21 protein-coding genes and 1 other RNA gene are annotated in these 19,960 nt (G+C 63.0%); 12 read left to right on the forward strand and 10 right to left on the reverse strand.

All coding sequences use genetic code 11. The annotated features are described in order from the left end of the window. Positions 1-20 precede the first annotated feature (20 nt). The 5 genes from yihA to LJD17_RS14185 all read left to right on the forward strand — a co-directional run bounded on the left by yihA (position 21) and on the right by LJD17_RS14185 (position 5,313). On the forward strand, positions 21-680 hold the full coding sequence (gene yihA, locus LJD17_RS14165; RefSeq protein WP_227384841.1) for a ribosome biogenesis GTP-binding protein YihA/YsxC: 660 nt from the start codon (positions 21-23) through the stop codon (positions 678-680). Next, positions 677-1,048: a DUF423 domain-containing protein gene (locus LJD17_RS14170; protein ID WP_227384842.1), complete on the forward strand. Its 372-nt coding sequence runs from the start codon at positions 677-679 to the stop codon at positions 1,046-1,048. The genes yihA and LJD17_RS14170 overlap by 4 nt, the downstream gene beginning before the upstream one ends. A 74-nt stretch (positions 1,049-1,122) precedes the next feature. Continuing rightward, complete coding sequence (gene argB / locus LJD17_RS14175; RefSeq protein ID WP_227384843.1) at positions 1,123-2,037, forward strand: acetylglutamate kinase; 915 nt, start codon at positions 1,123-1,125, stop codon at positions 2,035-2,037. Between the two features lie 81 nt (positions 2,038-2,118). Further along, a complete protein-coding gene (locus LJD17_RS14180) occupies positions 2,119-2,847 on the forward strand; it encodes a pyrimidine 5'-nucleotidase (protein WP_227384844.1) in 729 nt (242 codons plus the stop codon). Positions 2,848-2,952: 105 nt separating this feature from the next. Beyond that, a complete protein-coding gene (locus LJD17_RS14185) occupies positions 2,953-5,313 on the forward strand; it encodes a calcium-binding protein (RefSeq protein WP_227384845.1) in 2,361 nt (786 codons plus the stop codon). A gap of 73 nt (positions 5,314-5,386) precedes the next feature. On the opposite strand, the gene LJD17_RS14190 is transcribed toward LJD17_RS14185, so the two are convergent. Continuing rightward, positions 5,387-5,890, reverse strand: a complete 504-nt coding sequence (locus LJD17_RS14190) for a YciE/YciF ferroxidase family protein (RefSeq protein WP_227384846.1) — start codon at positions 5,888-5,890, stop codon at positions 5,387-5,389. Positions 5,891-6,041: 151 nt separating this feature from the next. Continuing rightward, entirely contained in the window at positions 6,042-7,229 is a 1,188-nt protein-coding gene (locus LJD17_RS14195; RefSeq protein ID WP_227384847.1) for a DNA recombination protein RmuC, read from the reverse strand. A gap of 86 nt (positions 7,230-7,315) precedes the next feature. On the opposite strand from LJD17_RS14195, the gene def reads away from it, so the two are divergent. Genes def through truA form a run of 4 tightly spaced genes read left to right on the forward strand, consistent with a single transcriptional unit; the run spans position 7,316 to position 10,017 of the window. After that, positions 7,316-7,837 (forward strand): peptide deformylase, encoded by a 522-nt coding sequence (gene def, locus LJD17_RS14200; RefSeq protein WP_227384848.1) that lies wholly within the window; start codon positions 7,316-7,318, stop codon positions 7,835-7,837. Further along, entirely contained in the window at positions 7,834-8,766 is a 933-nt protein-coding gene (fmt, locus tag LJD17_RS14205) for a methionyl-tRNA formyltransferase (RefSeq protein ID WP_227384849.1), read from the forward strand. The genes def and fmt overlap by 4 nt, the downstream gene beginning before the upstream one ends. Next, positions 8,763-9,272 (forward strand): GNAT family N-acetyltransferase, encoded by a 510-nt coding sequence (locus LJD17_RS14210; protein ID WP_227384850.1) that lies wholly within the window; start codon positions 8,763-8,765, stop codon positions 9,270-9,272. The genes fmt and LJD17_RS14210 overlap by 4 nt, the downstream gene beginning before the upstream one ends. Before the next feature lies 1 nt (position 9,273). Beyond that, complete coding sequence (gene truA, locus LJD17_RS14215) at positions 9,274-10,017, forward strand: tRNA pseudouridine(38-40) synthase TruA (RefSeq protein ID WP_227384851.1); 744 nt, start codon at positions 9,274-9,276, stop codon at positions 10,015-10,017. On the opposite strand, the gene LJD17_RS14220 is transcribed toward truA, so the two are convergent. The 3 genes from LJD17_RS14220 to dapE all read right to left on the reverse strand — a co-directional run bounded on the left by LJD17_RS14220 (position 10,014) and on the right by dapE (position 12,656). Next, on the reverse strand, positions 10,014-10,604 hold the full coding sequence (locus LJD17_RS14220) for an ABC transporter permease family protein (RefSeq protein WP_227384852.1): 591 nt from the start codon (positions 10,602-10,604) through the stop codon (positions 10,014-10,016). The genes truA and LJD17_RS14220 overlap by 4 nt on opposite strands. Before the next feature lie 120 nt (positions 10,605-10,724). Next, the gene (locus LJD17_RS14225; protein WP_227384853.1) at positions 10,725-11,465 is read right to left on the reverse strand and encodes a class I SAM-dependent methyltransferase; all 741 of its coding nucleotides are present in this window, start codon (positions 11,463-11,465) and stop codon (positions 10,725-10,727) included. A 30-nt stretch (positions 11,466-11,495) separates the two neighbouring features. Beyond that, positions 11,496-12,656 (reverse strand): succinyl-diaminopimelate desuccinylase, encoded by a 1,161-nt coding sequence (gene dapE, locus LJD17_RS14230; RefSeq protein WP_227384854.1) that lies wholly within the window; start codon positions 12,654-12,656, stop codon positions 11,496-11,498. A 167-nt stretch (positions 12,657-12,823) separates the two neighbouring features. Between dapE and pip the strand changes: the two genes are divergently transcribed. Continuing rightward, positions 12,824-13,819, forward strand: a complete 996-nt coding sequence (pip, locus tag LJD17_RS14235; protein WP_227385197.1) for a prolyl aminopeptidase — start codon at positions 12,824-12,826, stop codon at positions 13,817-13,819. 57 nt (positions 13,820-13,876) lie between these two features. On the opposite strand, the gene dapD is transcribed toward pip, so the two are convergent. The 5 genes from dapD to ffs form a co-directional block, all read right to left on the reverse strand. Then, positions 13,877-14,719 (reverse strand): 2,3,4,5-tetrahydropyridine-2,6-dicarboxylate N-succinyltransferase, encoded by an 843-nt coding sequence (gene dapD, locus LJD17_RS14240; protein WP_227384855.1) that lies wholly within the window; start codon positions 14,717-14,719, stop codon positions 13,877-13,879. Positions 14,720-14,817: 98 nt separating this feature from the next. After that, a complete protein-coding gene (gene recR / locus LJD17_RS14245) occupies positions 14,818-15,423 on the reverse strand; it encodes a recombination mediator RecR (RefSeq protein WP_227384856.1) in 606 nt (201 codons plus the stop codon). A gap of 9 nt (positions 15,424-15,432) precedes the next feature. Next, positions 15,433-15,753 (reverse strand): YbaB/EbfC family nucleoid-associated protein, encoded by a 321-nt coding sequence (locus LJD17_RS14250; RefSeq protein WP_227384857.1) that lies wholly within the window; start codon positions 15,751-15,753, stop codon positions 15,433-15,435. A gap of 10 nt (positions 15,754-15,763) precedes the next feature. Then, entirely contained in the window at positions 15,764-17,596 is a 1,833-nt protein-coding gene (locus LJD17_RS14255) for a DNA polymerase III subunit gamma/tau (RefSeq protein ID WP_227384858.1), read from the reverse strand. 48 nt (positions 17,597-17,644) lie between these two features. Beyond that, an RNA gene (gene ffs / locus LJD17_RS14260) (signal recognition particle sRNA small type) lies at positions 17,645-17,741 on the reverse strand. An 888-nt stretch (positions 17,742-18,629) separates the two neighbouring features. On the opposite strand from ffs, the gene LJD17_RS14265 reads away from it, so the two are divergent. Then, on the forward strand, positions 18,630-19,040 hold the full coding sequence (locus LJD17_RS14265; protein ID WP_227384859.1) for an HIT family protein: 411 nt from the start codon (positions 18,630-18,632) through the stop codon (positions 19,038-19,040). Positions 19,041-19,057: 17 nt separating this feature from the next. Next, the gene (nudC, locus tag LJD17_RS14270; RefSeq protein WP_227384860.1) at positions 19,058-19,960 is read left to right on the forward strand and encodes an NAD(+) diphosphatase; all 903 of its coding nucleotides are present in this window, start codon (positions 19,058-19,060) and stop codon (positions 19,958-19,960) included.

The following is a 19,960-nucleotide window of genomic DNA, read 5'->3' on the forward strand; positions in this document are numbered from 1 at the left end:
CTGAGCATCGATAAGGGGTCATGACACACACGACGGCACCAGAAACAGATCCATACCTCGAAGTCGGCCGCAAGCTCTTTGCCGGCGAAGCGGACTTCAAGTGGGCGGCCAACTCCCTCAAGAACCTGCCGCCCATGGGGCAGGTCGAAATCGCCTTCGCGGGGCGCTCGAATGTCGGCAAGTCGAGCCTCGTGAACGCGCTGACGGGTCGGAATACCCTTGCGCGGACGTCGCATACGCCGGGCCGGACCCAGCAACTCAACTTCTTCCAGATCGGCGGCCGCTTCCAGCTCGTGGACATGCCCGGCTATGGCTATGCGGCGGTCGAGAAGGAGAAGGTGCAGGCCTGGACTCAGCTGATTCACGATTACCTGCGGGGGCGGGCCAGCCTTGCGCGGGTCTATGTGCTCATCGATGCCCGGCACGGAATCAAGCCGGTCGACGAGAACGTCCTTGAAACCTTGGACAAGGCCGCCGTCTCCTACCAGATCGTCCTGACGAAGGCGGACGAGCTGAAGCCGGGGGAGATCGAAAAGAGACTGACCGATACGGCCGGAAAGATCGCCAAGCGCGCCGCGGCCTTTCCGGTGATCATGCCGACATCGAGCCGCACGGGCGGCGGCATCGCGGAGCTGCGAGCCGAGATTGCCCGCCTTCTGGATGAACGAGGGGCCCTATGACCCTCGCCGACCGGCTTCTCACGGTCGCGGCGGCCCTGGCCGGATGCCTGGGGGTCGCCCTTGCGGCAGCAGCCGCCCATGTGACGGGAGGCGGCAATCTGCAGACCGCATCCCAGTTCCTCCTGGCTCACGCCCCTGCCCTGCTCGCCTTGTCGGCCCTGGCGGCGAGCGGCTTGCTGAATCAACGGGTTGCCCGGCTTTCGGGCTATGTGCTCCTGCTGGGGCTCGCCCTGTTTTGTGGCGATCTCACCCGCCGCGCGTTCGCCGGAATGGCGCTGGCACCCTTGGCAGCACCGACCGGGGGCATCCTTCTGATGATCGGGTGGCTCCTTGCCGGGGTGTCTGGCCTTCTTCGCCAAAGATCCTGAACTGGCTGTTTCCACAGCCTCCCGGTTCGGCTAGAACCCTCGCCGTTCCGTTCATTCTCGCGCCGGGGCCCTTCATGTCCAATTCCAATCCTGCAGCCCAGCAGCTGCCTGACGTCCATGTGCAAGCCGAAGTGCTGGTGCAGGCTCTCCCGCATATGCAGCGCTATGACCAGGAGGTCGTGGTGATCAAGTATGGCGGCCACGCCATGGGCGACCGAGCGGCCGCCGAGGACTTTGCCGAGGATGTGGTTCTGCTCGAACAATCGGGCATCAAGCCCATCGTCGTCCATGGCGGCGGACCTCAGATCGGCAAGATGCTCGACAAGCTCGGGATCAAATCCGAGTTCAAGGCCGGCCTCCGGGTCACCGACCAGGCAACGGTCGAGGTGGTCGAGATGGTCCTGGCGGGTTCCATCAACAAGCAGATCGTCGGCTGGATCGGGGCGGAAGGCGGCAAGGCCGTGGGCCTCTGCGGCAAGGACGGCAACATGGTCACCGCCCGCAAGGTGACCCGCACCGCCGTCGATCCCGATTCCAATATCGAGAAGGTCGTGGATCTCGGCTTCGTGGGAGAGCCGGAAAACGTCAACCGGGCCGTTCTGGACCAGGTTCTCAGCGCAGAGCTGATTCCTGTCCTGGCGCCGGTGGCGGTCGGGCGTGACGGGCAGACGTACAACGTGAATGCCGATACTTTCGCCGGAGCCATCGCCGGCGCGATGATGGCGAAGCGCCTGTTGCTTCTGACCGACGTGCCCGGGGTTCTCGACAAGAACAAGAACCTGATTCCCGAGATGACCATCGATGATTGCCGTCGCCTGATCGCCGACGGCACCATCACGGACGGCATGATCCCCAAGATCGAGACCTGCATCTACGCCCTCGAGCGGGGCGTGGAGGCTGTCGTCATCCTGGACGGGAAGGTTCCGCACGCCGTCCTGCTGGAGCTCTTCACGGATCACGGTGCCGGGACGCTGATCCGCCGGGGCTAAAGGGACTCTTCAAATCGGGCACTTCTGTGCCTATATGACAGGAATGGGGCCATATCGGCCCCATTGCCATCTTTGGGTGCCATGAAAGCTTTACCGGCCGACGAGATCCTGCCCCTGCCCGATGCGCGAAGCTTCTCGCATGTCGATACCTGGATCTTCGATCTCGACAATACCCTCTACCCGCACACCTCCCGCATCTGGCCGCAGGTGGACGAGCGGATCACTCTTTATATCGCCGAGCTTTTCGGGATCGACGGGCTCTCGGCGCGGGCTTTGCAGAAGTATTTCTACCACAAGTACGGCACGACCCTTCGGGCGCTGATCGATGAATATAATATCGATCCTTACGATTTCCTCGATTTCGCCCACGACATCGACCATACCGACATTGCCCTCGACGAGCGCCTGGGCGCGGCCATCGAGAAGCTTCCCGGGCGGAAGCTGATCCTGACCAACGGCTCCCGCAAGCACGCGGAGAACGTGGCCCGGAAGATCGGGATCCTCGATCACTTCGAGGACGTGTTCGACATCGCAGCCGCCAATTTCGTTCCAAAGCCCGACCGGCGCGCCTATGAGAGCTTTCTTGAGAAGCATGCGGTTGAGCCGACGCGGGCCGCGATGTTCGAGGACATTGCCAAGAACCTGATCGTTCCCCACGACTTGGGCATGAGGACGACCCTGGTCGTTCCCAAAACCGCCGATCCTTTCCGTGAGGAGTTCGAGCAGGAAGCCGTACGGGCGGTTCACATCGACCACATCACGGATGATCTTGCGAGCTTTCTCGGGGAAGGCGTGCTGCCGTCCGTTTGAGGAAGCTGCTGTGCCGGAAGGCTCAAAAATAATAAGCAGCGGCCTCTATTGATACGATATATTATATAGATTAGCCTGTGAGCTTTCCCTCAAGGAGAGACCTCAGTGGCTACCTACGACCCCGTCTCCAATACTTACACTCTCACGGCCCAGGAGCAGAACTACACCCTTTCTGCCACTGATATCGATGCCAGCATCATCGGCAATGCCTTGGACAACCTCCTGACCGGGAATGACACGGACAACGCGCTGGACGGGCAGGAAGGCAAGGATACCCTGATCGGAGGCAAGGGCGACGACCTCTACGTCCTTCGCGCAGCCGAGACAGTCATTACGGAACTCGCCGACGAAGGCGATGACGCCATTATCTCCTTTATCGACATAGACCTGAACGACTACGCCAATGTGGAACATGTTCTCCTCGATGGCACGGCGCTTAACGCCATAGGAAACGACGGGGATAACCAGATCTACGGGAATGACCTCGACAACATTCTCGATGGCGGCAAGGGCCATGATACCCTGGATGGCGGCGACGGCGCAGACATCATGATCGGCGGGCTCGGCAACGACGTCTACTATCTCAATGACGCCAAAGATACCGTCATCGAAGCCGCCAATAGTGGGGACGACACGGTCTTTGTTCTCTTCGACTATTCTCTCGTGGGAACGGAAATCGAGAACATCGAGCTGATGGTGGGTCAGACGGCAACCGGCAACGATTATAACAATCGTCTGATCGGCAATGCCGAAAGCAATATCCTGGACGGCGGAAAAGGCGACGACACTCTCGACGGAGGCTTCGGCGAGGATGATCTGAAGGGCGGCGAAGGCGACGATGTCTACGTTGTCGACAATCCCTTGGACCTGATCACGGAATTGGACAATCAGGGAACCGATACCGTGAAGGCGTTTATCGACTTTTCCCTAGAAGGGCTGGTCAATGTCGAGAATCTAACCTTGGTCGGTTTTGACAACATCGGCGGAACCGGAAACGCGCTTTCCAACACGATCCTTGGCAATGACGGGAACAATATCCTGGACGGCAAGGCCGGCGCCGACGCGCTCAGTGGCGGCAAGGGGGACGACACCTACGTTATCGACGTCAATGACGACATCACTGAAGCAACCGACGAAGGGCGGGACACCATCAAGATCACCGATGTCTTCGCGCCCAACACGTATACTCTGAAAGACAATTTCGAAAATCTGCTGGTCACGGGAACGAGAGATTTCGACGCCAGCGGCAATGCGCTGAACAACCAGATGACCGGCAACGGCGGCGCCAATACGTTCAAGGGCGACGAGGGAAATGACACCCTCGACGGCGGCGGAGGCGGTGATCGCCTCGAAGGCGGCAAAGGCGAGGACATGCTCATTGGCGGCACCGGCGCCGACGTCATGATCGGCGGCGCGGACAACGATCTTTACTTCGTCGATTCCAAGGACGACGTCGTCACTGAAGATGCCAATGGCGGCACCTTCGATCGCGTCATTTCCAAAATCAGCTACACTCTCGCCTCCAATGTGGAATATCTCGCCCTTGAAAACGCCGGCGGCAACATCAGCGGGACAGGCAACAGCCTGGACAACACGATGTTCGGCAATGACGGGAGCAACATTCTCGATGGCGGCAGCGGACGCGATCAACTCTATGGCGCAACCGGCGCCGATACGGTCTATGGCGGAGAGGGCAACGACAGCATTCACGAAGCTGGCAATGACAGCGATGCCCTCTATGGCGGCGCCGGCGACGACTCCTTAGAAGGCGAAGGCGGTAACGATTTCTTGGACGGCGGAATCGGCGCAGACCATCTGAAAGGCGGCGCCGGAAACGACACCTATCTGGTCGATAGTTCCTTCGATATCGTCACTGACGCTGCAGGCAATGGCGTCGATACGGTGCAGGCGAGCGCGACGTTCACGCTCTCAGCGGATGCGGAAGTGGAAGTACTCCAGGCCTTAGGCTCCGCGGCGCTCAACCTGACAGGAAGCGCATCCGCGAACCGTATCACGGGCAACGCAGCTTCGAATACTCTCAAGGGCCAGAACGGCAACGACGTGATGAACGGCGCCGCAGGCAATGACAAGCTTTGGGGAGGATTTGGAACGGATGTTCTGACCGGCGGCACGGGGAAGGACATCTTCATCTTTGATGCGGCCCTCAATAAGAAGACCAACCTCGACAAGATCGCCGACTTTAACGTGAAGGACGATACGATCTGGCTCGACAACGCCATCTTCAAGAAGCTCGGCAAGGGCACCGAACTGAAGCCGGGCAAGCTCAACAAGGCGTTCTTCACCATTGGCACCAAAGCCAAGGACAAGAACGACTATCTGATCTACGACAACAAGAAGGGCATATTGTATTACGATGCCGACGGCTCGGGTAAGGGCAAGGCAATGGAAATCGCCACCCTCAAGAAGAGCCTCAAGATGACTATCGACGACTTCAAAATCATCTGAGAAAGCACCCGCATCGTCTCGAAAAGGAAAAGGCGACCATTAGGTCGCCTTTTCTGTTGCGATTGAGTTCTGATCAGGCCGCTTTGGTGTTGATCTTGCTCTCGGCAATGCGGGAGAGCTTCTGATCGGTGGCGCGTTCCTGCTCCATGATCTGGTGCAGCACCTGAGCGCAATCCTCGCGGCCAAGCTGCTTGGCCCAGGCCACCAGCGTTCCGTAGCGTGTAATCTCGTAATGCTCCACGGCCTGTGCGGCCGCGAGAAGAGCAGCATCCAAGACCTGCGGATCGTCGATATCGCCGGCGATATCCTGGGCTTCGTCGATAATCCCGTCGATGGCCGGGCAGGTCACGCCCTTCGGATCGTGGCCGTGCATGCGGAAGACCTGCTCCACCATCTTCACCTGCTGCTCAGTCTCGCCCAGGTGGGTCTGAAACGCCTGCTTCAGCTGAGGATCGCTTGCTTTCGAGATCATCTCCGGCAGCGCCTTCGTGATCTGCTGCTCGGCGTAATAGATGTCCTGCAGCGTATGGATGAAGAGATCATCCAGTGTCTTGATGTCCTTCGACAAGAGACCCATAGTGCGCATCCTTTAGTTGGAAAAGCCAGCATGCGGAGCTGGCCGAAGTTTCGGCTGACGGTTCAAGAACGTCGCGCTGCTTCGGCAGTTCCCGGATCGCCAGTGGGAATTCATAAGGCGGCCAAGGAAGGTCAGATCGGAGCCATAGCTGTCATTCCACGGCACGCAGGCTTGGAGCATGGAGGCGAAGCCATTCGGCCCGGGCGGAGCTGTCCGCCTGTTCGAACTCGAGGGTCTCGATCTTCTGGCCACGCTTGACGATCTTCTCGGTCGAAATCCGGATTTGCGAGACATCGTCCTGTGCCTGGCGGAAATGGGCATCAAGCTTGGCGACCCGCCCGTCGAGGCGCTCCACGTCTTCCAGGAGCTTTTGAACCTCAACCTGGATCACATGGGCTTCTTCGCGAATACGTGCATCTCGCACGAGAGATTGCATGACCTGGATGGCAAGTGCGAGGAGTGATGGCGAAACGATGACGACCCGTGCCCGGTGAGCCTTCTGGACGATATCCTCGAAATGCTCGGAAAGGTCCGCGTAGATCGATTCGGCCGGGACGAACATCATGGCGATGTCCTGAGTCTCCCCGGGAATGAGATACTTCTCGGCGATGTCCTTCACATGGACCAGCATGTCGTTGCGGACGCGGGCAGCGGCCTTCGCCCTCCCCTCCTCGTCCCTGGCGTTGCGAAACACCGTGAACCCTTCCAGGGGGAACTTGGCATCGACAACGAGACCCCGGGCGTCCCCGGGGAGCCTCACGAGGCAGTCGGGCCGTGTCCTGTTCGACAAAGTCGGCTGGAACTCGAAGGCGCCGCCCGGCAGCCCGTCGCGAATGATCGCTTCCATGCGTCCCTGTCCATAGGCGCCACGGCTTTGCTTGTTCGACAGAACATCCTTGAGGCCCACGATCTCACCGGTGAGATCCTTCAGGTTCCTTTGGGCCGCGTCGATGACCGCAAGACGCTCGTTGAGCTTCGAGAGGTTTTCCGTCTGATGGCGCGTTGTGGCTTCCAGTCCTTGTCCGACGCGATGCTGGAGGCCATCGATGCGCTCGGAGATCAGGCGCACGAAGTCGCTCTGCCGGGAGCCGAAGACCTCGGCGATCGTCTGCATCCTCCCGGTCATCTCCGCCTGGATACGGGTCAGCTCAGCCATCTTGTCGTCCATCTCCCGCGCCCGTTCCGCGGCAATCGCCGCCTCGAAGGCTCTGTCCCGTCGGCTGCGCAGGAGGAGGACGAACAGAACCGCGAGAAGGACGAGGCAGGAAGCCGCGATCCCGGTCATCAATTGCCCGAAGGGTATGGCATAGGAGCCGAACAGGAGAACGGGATCACGCATGGGACGAGGTTCCGGTTGACGAATTTATCCGAACATAAGACGAACGATTTGACCATCCCGGTGCAACCGCTTATCTCCCGCCCATCATGACCATAAGACCTCTCGTAATTCTTCCCGATCCTAAGCTCCGCCTCGTTTCCGAGCCCGTGAAGGAGATCACGGACGAGATTCGGACTCTGGCTGCGGACATGCTCGAAACCATGTACGACGCTCCGGGCGTCGGCCTCGCAGCCATCCAGATCGGCGTCCCCCTCCGCATGGTCACCATGGATGTGTCCAAATCGGAGACCGAGCGGCAGCCTCTCGTCCTCCTCAATCCCGAGATCGTCTGGACCTCCGAGGAAAAGCGGACCTATGAGGAGGGCTGCTTGTCGATCCCCGAATATTACGAGGAGGTCGAGCGGCCGGACCGGGTGAAATTCCGCTATATGGACCTCGACGGGCAGACCATCGAGCAGGAGGCCCGGGACCTGATGGCGACCTGCGTCCAGCACGAGATCGACCACTTGAACGGCGTTCTGTTCATCGATCACCTGTCCAAGCTCAAGCGGGACCGGGTCATGACGAAATTCAAGAAGGCCGCAAAGCGCGAGGCGAGCGGCGCATGAGCCTCCGGGTCGTTTTCATGGGCACGCCCGACTTCGCGGTCCCGACGCTGTCCGAAATCGTCGGACAGGGCCACGAGGTCGCCGCCGTTTACACCCGGGCTCCTGCGGCCGCGGGCCGTGGCATGGAGCTGCGCCCATCGCCGGTTCACCGGATGGCGGAGCGGTTCGGCCTGCCGGTTCTCACGCCCAAGACCCTTCGAACCGAAGAAGCCTCCGAGATCTTCCGGTCCCATGAGGCCGACGTGGCGGTGGTGGTCGCCTATGGGATGATCCTCCCGCGCCCGATCCTCGACGGCACGGCTCTCGGATGCCTGAACCTCCACGCCTCCCTCCTGCCCCGGTGGCGGGGGGCGGCTCCCATCCAGCGGGCCATCATGGCGGGAGATAAGGAAACCGGCGTCGCCGTCATGAAGATGGAGGAAGGGCTCGACACCGGCCCGGTGGGAATGGCCGAGCGGGTCGCGATCACGGCGGAAATGACCGCCGGTGAACTACACGACAAGCTGATGGGCCTTGGCGCCGATCTCATGGTCAGGGCCCTCGCCGCTTTGTCCCGAGGCGGCCTGAATTTCACGCCTCAGCCTGATCGAGGCGTCACCTACGCTCACAAGCTGGCGAACGACGAAGCCCGGATCGACTGGACGAAATCCGCCCAGAACGTTCACGATCATGTCCGCGGCCTTTCTCCCTTCCCCGGCAGCTTTTTCGCGGCGGATTTCGGCAAGGGAATGGAACGGGTCAAGGTTCTCCGCACCACCCTGTCCGACGGCCAGGGGGCACCGGGCACCCTCTTGGACGACAAGGGACTGGTCGCCTGCGGTCAGGGAGCCATCCGGCTCCTGCAAGTCCAGCGGGCCGGCAAAGGCCCCATGGGCGCCGACGAGTTCCTGCGTGGTGTCCGGCTCGCCGCAGGATCCATTCTCCCATGACGCCCGACCTGCGGATCCGGGCGGAAGAGCAGGAGGATCGGGCTGCGATCCATGCTCTCCATGAGGCAGCCTTTCGGGGCCATGCCGAGGCGGCGCTCGTCGACAAACTACGCCGCGACAGCGATTTGTCCCTGTCCCTCGTTGCGTGTCGGGACCGGGTCGTCGTCGGACACATCGCTTTCTCGCCCCTGGCTCTTGCCGACAAACCCGATCTAAAAGCCTTTGCGCTCGCTCCTTTGGCTGTTCTGCCGTCTGTCCAAAGGCAGGGAATCGGCGCTGCCTTGGTCGAAGACGGGCTTCAGCGCTTGGCCGATGACGGTGCGGACGTGATCCTGGTCCTCGGCGAGCCGGGCTATTATGGCGACTTCGGATTTGAAGCCGGGAACGCCAAGGCATTCACAACCCCCTATGACGGCCCCTACCTGCAGGCGCTCATCTTGAGCGATAAAGGGCAAGCGGCGCGGGGGCACGTGGATTATGCTCCTGCTTTTGCGGGACTGACTTGAGATGCCTCGCTACAAGCTCGTCGTCGAATATGACGGCACGCCCTTCACGGGCTGGCAGCATCAAACGAACGGCCTCTCCGTCCAGCAGGCCGTCGAGGAAGCCATCGCTCGCTTCGCAGGCGGCCCGGTGCGCATTCATTGCGCCGGCCGCACCGATTCCGGTGTTCATGCGACCCATCAGGTGATTCATGTGGACCTCGCCAAAGACTGGCGCGAGGACACGGTACGAGATGCCACCAACGCCCACCTGAAGCCCGCGCCGGTTACCATCCTGGCGGCAAAACAGGTCCCGGACACGTTCCATGCCCGGCTTTCCGCCATCAGGCGGCATTACGTCTATCGCATTCTCAACCGCCGCTCTCCGCCGGCCCTCGAGATCAACCGGGCATGGCATGTGGCGTGGCCGCTCGACGCCGCCATCATGCACGAGGCTGCCCAGTCCTTGACCGGCCGCCATGATTTCACGACCTTCCGGGCGGCCGAGTGCCAGGCCAACAGCCCAATCCGCACCCTGGACCGACTCGACGTGGAACGGGCAGGCGACGAGATCAGAATTTTCGCCTCGGCGCGTTCATTTCTGCACCATCAGGTGCGCTCCATGGTCGGAACCCTCGAGCGGGCCGGCGCCGGCCGATGGTCGGTGGCGGAGGTGCGTGCCGCCCTCGACGCACGCGACCGAACCCGCTGCGGCCCCATGGCTCCTTCCATGGGCCTCTATCTGATCGGCGTCGACTATCCGGATTAAGTCAGCAGCGCGCGCATAAGGGTGTCGATCAGGCTGTTGAGCGTCACGCCCAACGTCACGATCCCGAATGCTGCCAGGCCGGGAAGCCCCAGGGTTGCCTTCGTGGCAAACCATTGCGCGCGCAATACGATGACGAAGAACGCCAGGCTGAAGAGACCCGCCAGAGGAGGCGTCGCCCATCCGAGCAGCAGAAGCATGTAGGGAACGGACATCACCAGCATGGCGATGACGTTGATCCAGTTCATGACGATGACGAACGGAACATAACGGTGGGTGAGACGCAGCTGCCGCGTTCCCCAGATCATCACGATCGGAAGCGCCAGGAAGCTCGCCAACTGCCCGAGGGCGACAACCACGTCGATCTGAAAGCTGTCGAGCAGCGGGTGGTTCGGGCTCAGCAATCCGAGACGCAGCCGTTCGATGGCAATGGAAACGATATAGGCCGGAAGCGTCAGCCAGAGCGCCGCGAAGGAGCGCCAGAAACCCCGCTCGCTCATGTCGAAAGCCCTCAGGCCTTCAACCCTGCTGTTGAGCAGGTCGAGCGCGCCTTTGAACGAGCGATTGACTTCGTCGGCGGTCACGATCATGGGCGGGCTCCAGGAGGAGGATTGCCCACGAAAACCTGCCAGCCCCACGAACGTTCCGACACGAACCGACTTTCGTCGGATAAGGCCAAGCTCCGCCAGGCAAGTCAGGATGGCCCGATCTTAGCGTTTCGCCCTGATGCAGATGAACTGCGGCGTCTTCGCGAGTTGGTTGTAGATGCGCTCCGAAACCGCCTTCATCTCCGGAAGGGGACGCGGTTCGACGACTCGATCGAGCGTCCAGCCGGCCTCGGTGAGAGCGTTGAGAATCTCGGCAAGCGGCCTGCGATAGGCCTCCACATAGGGTGCAGGCTCTCCGAAGCCGCTCCAGTACATGCCGAACCTTGAGCGTTCGTAGTAAGTGCCGGTACCTCGGATGTCCTCGTTCATCCAGTCGCTCATGGGATGGGCCATCGAGAAGACCAGCGTTCCGCCAGCCCGTGCGACGCGGTGGAATTCCCGCAGGACCGGCCCGAGCTCCATCACGTAATCGAGAGCCAGCGCACAGAGCACTTTGTCGAAGAGCGCATCCCCCAGCCAGTCGAGTGGCTTCGCCAGGTCCGCGATTCGAAACTCGGCGGATGAACCGGCGCAGCGCTCCCGTGCGAGCTCGACCATTTTGGGCGTCACGTCGAAGCCATGAACGATTGCGCCCTGTTCAGTCATCAGGGCACTGCCGATCCCTGGACCGCAGGCCGCATCAAGGATGCGCATGCCCCGGACCTCGCCGAGCAACGCCATGGTCGCGGGGCGTTCGTAGAGCCCGTTATGGGGTTTCGTCGGCGCGAGGGCAGAATAGCGGTCGGCAAAGGACGAATAGGCTTTGAGACCTATCGGCTCGTCAGGTGCGGCATGCTCGGACATGGCTGCGTCTCAACGATGTCAGCTTGGGTGTCAGCTTGGGAAATAGGCGTCGAGGACCTTGCGGTAGATCGAAGCGAGCCTGTCGAGATCGGCCACGGCGACGCGCTCGTCGATCTGATGCATGGTCTGACCGACCAGCCCGAACTCGACCACGGGACAATCCCGAACGATGAAGCGAGCGTCCGATGTCCCGCCGGTCGTCGACAGCTTCGGCTTGATCCCGGTCTCGGCTTCGATCGCCTTGGCGATGAACCCCACGAAATCGTTCGGCTCGGTCAGGAACGCGACCGCGTTGGTTGGCTCCATCGTCAGCGTATAGCGCACATGGTTCCCGGCCGCCTCACGGAGTCGGTCTGCGATTTCCGCTTCCAGGCTTTCCGGCGTCCAGCGATCGTTGAAGCGAATGTTGAAGGTGGCCCGCGCACTCGCCGGAATCACATTGGCCGCCGGGTTGCCGACATCGACCGTCGTAATTTCGAGGTTTGACGCATCGAAATGTTCGGTTCCGTGATCGAGAGGCTTGCCGATCAGCGCGCTGACCAAACGCAGGAGGCTCGGGATCGGATTATCCGCCAGATGAGGGTAGGCCACATGCCCCTGCTTGCCTTCGACGACCACGTGCCCCGTGAGGGAGCCGCGGCGGCCGATCTTGATCATGTCGCCGAGCTGGTTCGGGTTTGTCGGCTCGCCCAGGATACAGGCGTCGAAACGCTCTCCCCTCGCCTTGGCCCATTCAAGAAGTTTCACGGTTCCGTTGATGGCGGGCCCCTCTTCGTCCCCGGTGATGAGAAAGCCGATGGAGCCGCCGAAATCCGGCCGCTCACGAATGAAGGCGAGGGCCGCCGCCATCATGCACGCAACGCCGCCCTTCATGTCGACGGCGCCGCGCCCGTGCAGTTCGCCGCCGTCGATCACGCCGCCGAACGGGTCGTGACGCCAACGGCTCGCGTCCCCCGGAGGCACCACATCGGTGTGACCCGCGAAAAGAAGGTAAGGTTTGCCGCTGCCGTAGCGGGCGTAGAGATTTTCCACATCAGGCGTGCCAGGCTCGGAAAAGATCGGTCGATGCACTTCGAAGCCTGCCTCGCGAAGGACGCTTTCGATCAGCGCGAGCGCTCCGCCCTCTGCGGGGGTCACGGACGGGCAGCGGAGGAGGGACTGGGCGAGAGATAGCGGCGAGGTATCGAACATAGGGTCACAACGACAGGTAATGGCGTACAGGCCGGGACCATACCGATTTGCTTCTTTTGTGCCAGCATTCAATGTAAGCTTGGCGCGCAGTTTCCTCCAAAGTCTCAAGGGCGGACCCGTTGACGGCCTGGTTGACGGCCCTGTCGTGGGACGCGGCGCACATGTTCATGACCGACCTGTATCCTCACCTGGATCCTTACGATTCCGGTATGCTCGACGTCGGAGACGGGCATCGGGTGTATTGGGAGATGTGCGGAAATCCGAATGGAAAGCCTGCCCTCGTTCTCCACGGCGGCCCGGGTTCCGGCTGCACCGCGAACGCACGGCGGTCCTTCGATCCCGATGCGTTCCGCATTATTCTGTTCCTGTTCGATCAGCGCGGGAGCGGGCGAAGCACGCCGCATGCGAGCGCGCCGGACATCGATCTTTCGACAAACACCACGCCTCATCTGCTCGCCGATATCGAGCGACTGCGGGACCATCTCGACATCGACAGATGGCTGGTGCTGGGTGGATCCTGGGGCTCGACCCTTGCGCTTGCCTATGCCGAGCAGCATCCGGAACGCGTGAGCGAAATGGTGCTGTTCAGCATCGCCACGACAACGGCTTGGGAGATCGACTGGATTACCCGCGGCGTCGGCATCTTCTTTCCCGAACCATGGCGGCGCTTCCGGGACGGTGTTCCCGAAATGGATCGGGAAGGAAGTCTCGTCGAGGCCTATCATCGCCTCCTCATGCATCCGGACCCGGTCGTTCATCACAAGGCAGCGCGGGACTGGTGCGACTGGGAAATCGCGCTTGTCGCGGTGCATGCGGACGACAAGCCTCATCCGCGCTACGACGACCCGGCATTCCGTTTGGGCTTCGCGCGGATGGTAACGCACTATTGGCGCCATAGGGGGTGGCTTGAGGACGGCATCCTGCTGCGGAACATCGACCGTCTCGCGGGAATTCCCGGAGTGCTCATCCATGGCCGCCTGGATATCGGAGGCCCGCTCCTGACCCCCTGGCGGCTCCATCGGAACTGGCCGGGCAGCGAACTGATCCTCATCGGCGATGCCGGGCATGACGCGCGGGATCCCGGCATGATCGGGAGTATCATTGCCGCAACGGATCGCTTCGCGGCAGGAGAGCGGCCGAGAGAACGCAACGGCGGGTCCTGAAGCCGGGCCCGCCCGGCCGACATGATTTTACAACCCGTTGAACGGGCTGTCGTCCGCTCAGTCCCGCAACAATTCGTTGATGCCCGTCTTCGCCCGGGTTTGCGCGTCGACGCGCTTCACGATCACGGCGCAGTAGAGCGATGGGCCGGGGGTGCCGTCGGGGAGCGGCTTGCCCGGAAGGGATCCGGGAACCACCACCGAATAGGGCGGAACACGGCCGACGAACACCTCGCCGGTGTTCCGGTCGATGATCTTCGTGGAAGCGGACAGGAACACGCCCATCGACAGGACGGACCCCTCGCCGACCACGACGCCTTCCACCACTTCGGATCGGGCGCCGATGAAGCAGTTGTCCTCGATGATGGTGGGATTGGCTTGCAGCGGCTCCAGAACGCCGCCGATGCCGACGCCGCCGGAGAGATGCACGTTCTTGCCGATCTGCGCGCAGGAGCCGACGGTTGCCCAGGTGTCCACCATCGTGCCCTCGCCCACATAGGCGCCGAGATTGACGAAGGACGGCATCAGGACGACGCCGGGCGCGATGAAGGCGCCGCGACGGACGGTGCAGTTGGGAACGGCCCGGAAGCCCGCCTCACGGAAGCGATTCTCGCCCCACCCGGCGAACTTCGAGGGCACCTTGTCCCACCAGGTCGCTTCGCCCGGACCGCCCTTGACGACTTCCATGTCGTTCAGTCGGAAGGACAACAGAACCGCCTTCTTCAGCCATTGATGCACCTGCCAATCGCCGGAATCCTTCTCGGCGACGCGGGCCCTGCCGGAATCGAGCAGCTCCATGGCCTGCTCCACGGCCTCGCGGACAGGCCCCCTGGTGGCAGGGCTCACATTCGCCCGGTCCTCCCAGGCGGCATCGATGGTACGGGCGAGATCGGTATGGGACATGGGATGGCTCGGAGGCTTTAAAGGAAATGACCGGCAGCCTGATTAGCAACGGCGGCCGGGCCTGTCACCTGATGGTTCCGGCCCCGCCACGCATCCTGTCAAAAACTCGTCCGTTGCCGGATCGCCGCCGAGAGCGTGCCTTCGTCGAGATAATCGAGCTCGCCTCCCACCGGTACGCCATGCGCGAGCTTGGTCACCTTCACCGGCAGGTGAGCGAGGAGCTCGGTGATGTAATGAGCCGTCGTCTGGCCGTCCACCGTCGCATTGAGCGCCAGGATGATCTCCGCGACGGCCGGCTCCGAGGCACGGGCGACGAGGCGGTCCAGATTGAGATGTTCGGGCCGCACGCCGTCGAGGGGGGACAGCACCCCGCCGAGCACATGGTAGCGCGCATTGATCGCACCCGAGCGTTCCAGCGCCCAGAGATCCGACACGTCTTCCACCACCACGAGGATCGATGCATCGCGACGGGCATCCCGGCAGATCGTGCACGGGTCCGACGTATCCACGTTGCCGCACGACGAGCACACGACGATGCGCTCGTTGGCGACGCGCATGGCGTCGCTCAACGGGTTGAGCAGCGTATCCCGCTTCTTGATCAGGTGCAGCGCGGCGCGCCGGGCCGAGCGCGGCCCCAGGCCCGGCAGGCGAGCCAGGAGCTGGATGAGACGCTCGATCTCGGGGCCGGCAACGTTCTGGGCCATCGGAATTCCTTAAAACAGCTTCATCCCGGGCGGGAGCGGCAGACCCTTGGTCAGCTCCGCCATCCGCTCCTGGGCGGCCCGGTCGGCCTTGCCGCGGGCATCGTTCATGGCGGCGACGATGAGGTCTTCGAGAATTTCCTTCTCGTCGGCGTTGAGGAGGGAAGGATCGATGCTGATCGCCTTCAAGGCTCCCTTGCCGGATACCTTCACGGTCACGACGCCGCCGCCGGCGGTGCCCTCAACCTCGACGGTGTCGAGCTCAGCCTGAGCGTCCTGCAGCTTCTGCTGCATCGCCTGGGCCTGCTTCATCAATCCCATGATGTCCTTCATGACGGTCTCCTCAGTTCAGATCGTCGTCAGCTTCTGTTTCGTGTGCGGCCAAGGCATCGTCCTCGCCGAGAATTTCGGTTTCCGCATCCGGGGCGGCTTCGTCCTCCCCCTTCTGGCGCTCGATCACGTTCACGATCTGCGCGCCGGGGAACTTGGCCAGAACCGCCTGGACGAGGGGATGGTTCGCGGCTCCCTCCTTGCGCTCGCGCTCGGCGGCCAGGGCCTGCTCGCGGAGCGTGGGCGCCCCTTCCTCGGAGGAGAGGGCCACCATCCAGCGCTGGCCGGTCCATTGCTGGAGCGCGCGGGCCAGATCGTTGGCGATGGTGCGGCTGCCGCCTTCGGAGAGGCTGAGCTCGATGCTGCCCTCCTCGAAACGCACGAGGCGGACATCCCGCTCGAGCGCCGACTTCAGGACGATCTCCCGCCGCTCGCCCGCCATGGCGACCACGTCCTCGAAGCGCCGGAGCCGGAGAGCGGGCGCGGCCCCTTGCGGTTCCGGGCGAGGCTGCGGTCGGGGCTGCGAGGACGCGAGCGCCATGTTTCCCGACGAGGATGGCGGGGTCGGGCGCGCGCCGGACGGAGCCGGGCCGCCCGCCGGCAGGGGCGAGCCGTTCTTCAGGGCACGCAGAGCCTCGTCTGGGGTCGGCAGATCCGCCGCATAGGCCAGGCGCACCAGGACCATTTCGGCGGCCGCGATGGGCCGGTTGGAGGCTTGCACCTCGGGGATTCCCTTCAGCAGGATCTGCCAAGCGCGGGACAGGGCCCGGACGGGAAGCTTCTGGGCGAAGTCGAGGCCGCGGCTCCGCTCGGCTTCGGAGAGGGACGGATCCTTCGCGGCCTCGGGAATCAGCTTGAGGCGGGTGACCACATGCGAGAAGGCCGCGAGATCGGAGAGCACCACGGCGGGGTCCGCGCCGGCATCGTACTGGCCCCGCAGCCCTTCGAAGGCTGCCGGGATGTCGCCGCGCATGACAGCTTCGAACAGGTCGATCACCTGAGTCCGGTCCGCGAGACCGAGCATGTCGCGAACGGTTTCGGCCCTGACGGTTCCGGCTCCGTGGGCAATGGCCTGATCGAGGAGCGACAGCGAATCGCGCGCCGAGCCTTCCGCGGCGCGGGCAATCGCCGCGAGGGCCTCCGCATCCGCCCTCACCTCTTCCGCGTCGCAGATCCGCCCGAGATGCGCCACGAGCTTGTCCGCATCGATGCGGCGCAGGTCGAAGCGCTGGCAGCGGGACAGGATCGTCACCGGAACTTTGCGGATCTCGGTCGTCGCAAAGATGAATTTCGCATGGGGCGGCGGCTCTTCGAGGGTCTTCAGGAAGGCGTTGAACGCCTTCTCCGAGAGCATGTGCACCTCGTCGATGATGTAGACCTTGTAACGGGCCGAGACCGGCGAGTAGCGGATGCCGTCGATGATCTGCCGAACATCGTCGATGCCCGTATGAGACGCGGCATCCATCTCCAAAACGTCCACATGCCGCGATTCCATGATCGCTTCGCAATGAACGCCGAGCGTCGGCATGTGAATGGTCGGCCCGCCCGCGCCGTCGGCGGTCTGATAGTTGAGGCCCCGAGCCAGAATGCGGGCCGTGGTCGTCTTGCCGACGCCGCGAACGCCCGTGAGCATCCAGGCCTGCGGAATGCGGCCGGTCTCGAACGCGTTCGACAGGGTGCGAACCATCGCCTCCTGGCCGATCAGGTCGTCGAAGGTGCGCGGACGGTATTTGCGGGCCAGAACCCGGTAAGCGGATGTTCCGGAGGAAGCCGGGACGGGCGCAGGCGGAAAGCCCGGCAAAGCCGGCTCGTCGTTCAGGGGCGTGCCAGCTGTGGTTTCGTCCATGGGCTGCAAGATTGGGTAAGCGACAGGAGACGCTCCTGCAAGCGTCAGGGTGGGAGGCTGGACGAAGACCCGTTCGGTCTCGTTAGGGCTGCTTCCTTCCGGATCTGACCCGGTTGGCGAGTGAGACGTCCCTCGCCAACCTCCCGATGCCTATATGGGGTTTTCGGCCAGCGAACGCAAGCCGAGATGACGGCTTTGCCCGCCTCCGATGGACGCAGGGACCAACCCTGCCTGTGGGTAACGGGGATGGGGGTTTTCGCGGGGCCTGAGGGGCTCCGTCCAGGGAGCCGATGGTGCCATGCAGAGCAACGGTAGACCCGCCGTCATTGCGGGGACGCGCAGCGGATCGGGACGATAGAGCACCCCCGTCATTCCGGGACGGCCCTGCGGGCCGGGCCCGGAACCCAGAACCGCTGAGGTTTGTGGAAGGGTGCGCGGCTGCCATGGCTCCTTGTCCGGGATCGTTAGCGGTTCTGGGTTCCGGGCTCTCGCGCGGCTCGCCCCGGAATGACAGCGGAGCCATCACGGCGGAGCGCATCACGGCATGGGGCCATGTCCTCCGGGCTGGGCGGCCCGGAGGGGAAGCGATCGAGGGTGGCGCGTCGGGCAGCCCGGCTCGATGGTGATGGTGAAGGGAAGAGCCGGGAGGCCTCTTCGCGCACGGTTCTTTTAGGCGGACAGGAGAGGCAAGGCTCAGGTATCGCCGCAGGCGGGATCCGTCTCGTGCGACGGGGGCCTGCGACCGATCCCGACAACCCGCCCAGCATCCTGGGCCTCCCATCCGGTGCGGCTGCGTGACCGCACCGACGGGACCGTGTCCGGTCCCGCTCTTGCGACGCCTCGCGAGTGCGCCCCTCGTCAGGACCTGATCTATGAAACGATATAGCTCAGCTTGTCCCGCCCGTCAAGAACAAAATGAGAACTTTGTCGCACCTCCGTTGGCATCCTTGAAACCGGCGACATGGCCGATTTGGCCCGGGATCATGCCGGACGGGATAGGCACGAGGCAGGAAGCTCGGGTAGAGAGGGAGCCATGACCTTCCAGCTCGATTCCCGTCTCGATGGCGACACGATCCCGATCGGCGATCTCCCCCTGTCGTCCGTTCTGCTTTTGAACGATGCCCGCTTTCCGTGGTTCGTTCTCGTTCCCCGTGTGCCGGACGTGAGCGAGTTCACCGACCTTACGGACGAGCAGGCCGTCCAGCTCATGGACGAAATCCGAATCGCCACGCGGGTCATGATGGAACTCTCCAAGCCCGACAAAGTAAATGTCGGGGCGCTGGGGAACATCGTGACGCAGCTCCATGTGCACGTGATCGGACGTTATCGCTCCGACCCGGCCTGGCCCGGTCCCGTCTGGGGGCACGGCACGAAGACGCCCTACCCCGCCCATGCGGTCACGGCCCTGATCGAGCGCGCCTCAGCCCTTTTCGCCGCCGCCTGAACGAACGAGATTGCTCCATGACGCCTTCGATCGCCTACAACGTTAACCGGCTCGTTCGCCACAGCGTCGAGCACGATCCGGAGGCCCTCTCGCGCCACGCACAAGACCCCGACGCGCTGATCGTGCTCGTGGCCGGCGACCTGCCGGTCCTGAAGGCCGGCGATCCGGGAACCGGTTTCCTGCCGGCCTCCGTGCTCGGCCGGCTCGAAAACCACCACGAGCAGGTCTTTCTCGGCTTTCTCCATGAGAAACCGGTGATCGCGACCCTGGCATCGCCCGAGGCCGCTTCCCTGTTCCAGGACGATGCCGGTTTCAAGGTCGAGAATCTCAGGGCCGTTGCCGTCGGCGGCCTCGTTCCACCCGAAGAGCTGGGCACCCTCGCCATGGCGAAATCCTTGCTCGACTGGCACGCGCGCCACCGCTTCTGCGCCAATTGCGGATCACCGACCCGTCACGCCCAGGCGGGATTTCGCCGGGACTGTCCCGAATGCAGCGCCCAGCACTTTCCCCGGACCGACCCGGTGGTGATCATGCGGATCACCCGGGGCGACAAGTGCCTTCTGGGTCGTCAGGCCCGCTTCGCGGCGAAGACCTATTCCTGCCTGGCGGGTTTTCTCGAACCGGGGGAAACCATCGAGGACGCAGTGCGCCGCGAGGTGTTCGAGGAGGCCGGCATCCGGGTCGGACAGGTCCGTTATCTCGCGTCCCAGCCATGGCCCTTCCCCTCGTCCATCATGATCGGCTGCGCCGGCGAGGCGGAGACGGACGAGATCGTCTTCGATACGGCCGAACTGGAAGACGCCCGCTGGTTCTCACGCGACGACGTGCGGCGCATGCTGGAGGGAACGCATGAGGAGTTTGCGGCTCCCTCGCCCATCGCCATCGCCCATCACCTTCTGCGGCAATGGATGAGCGAATGA

The sequence above is a fragment of the Microvirga rosea genome (assembly GCF_020595095.1).
In the GTDB taxonomy this organism is placed as follows: Bacteria; Pseudomonadota; Alphaproteobacteria; order Rhizobiales; family Beijerinckiaceae; genus Microvirga; species Microvirga rosea.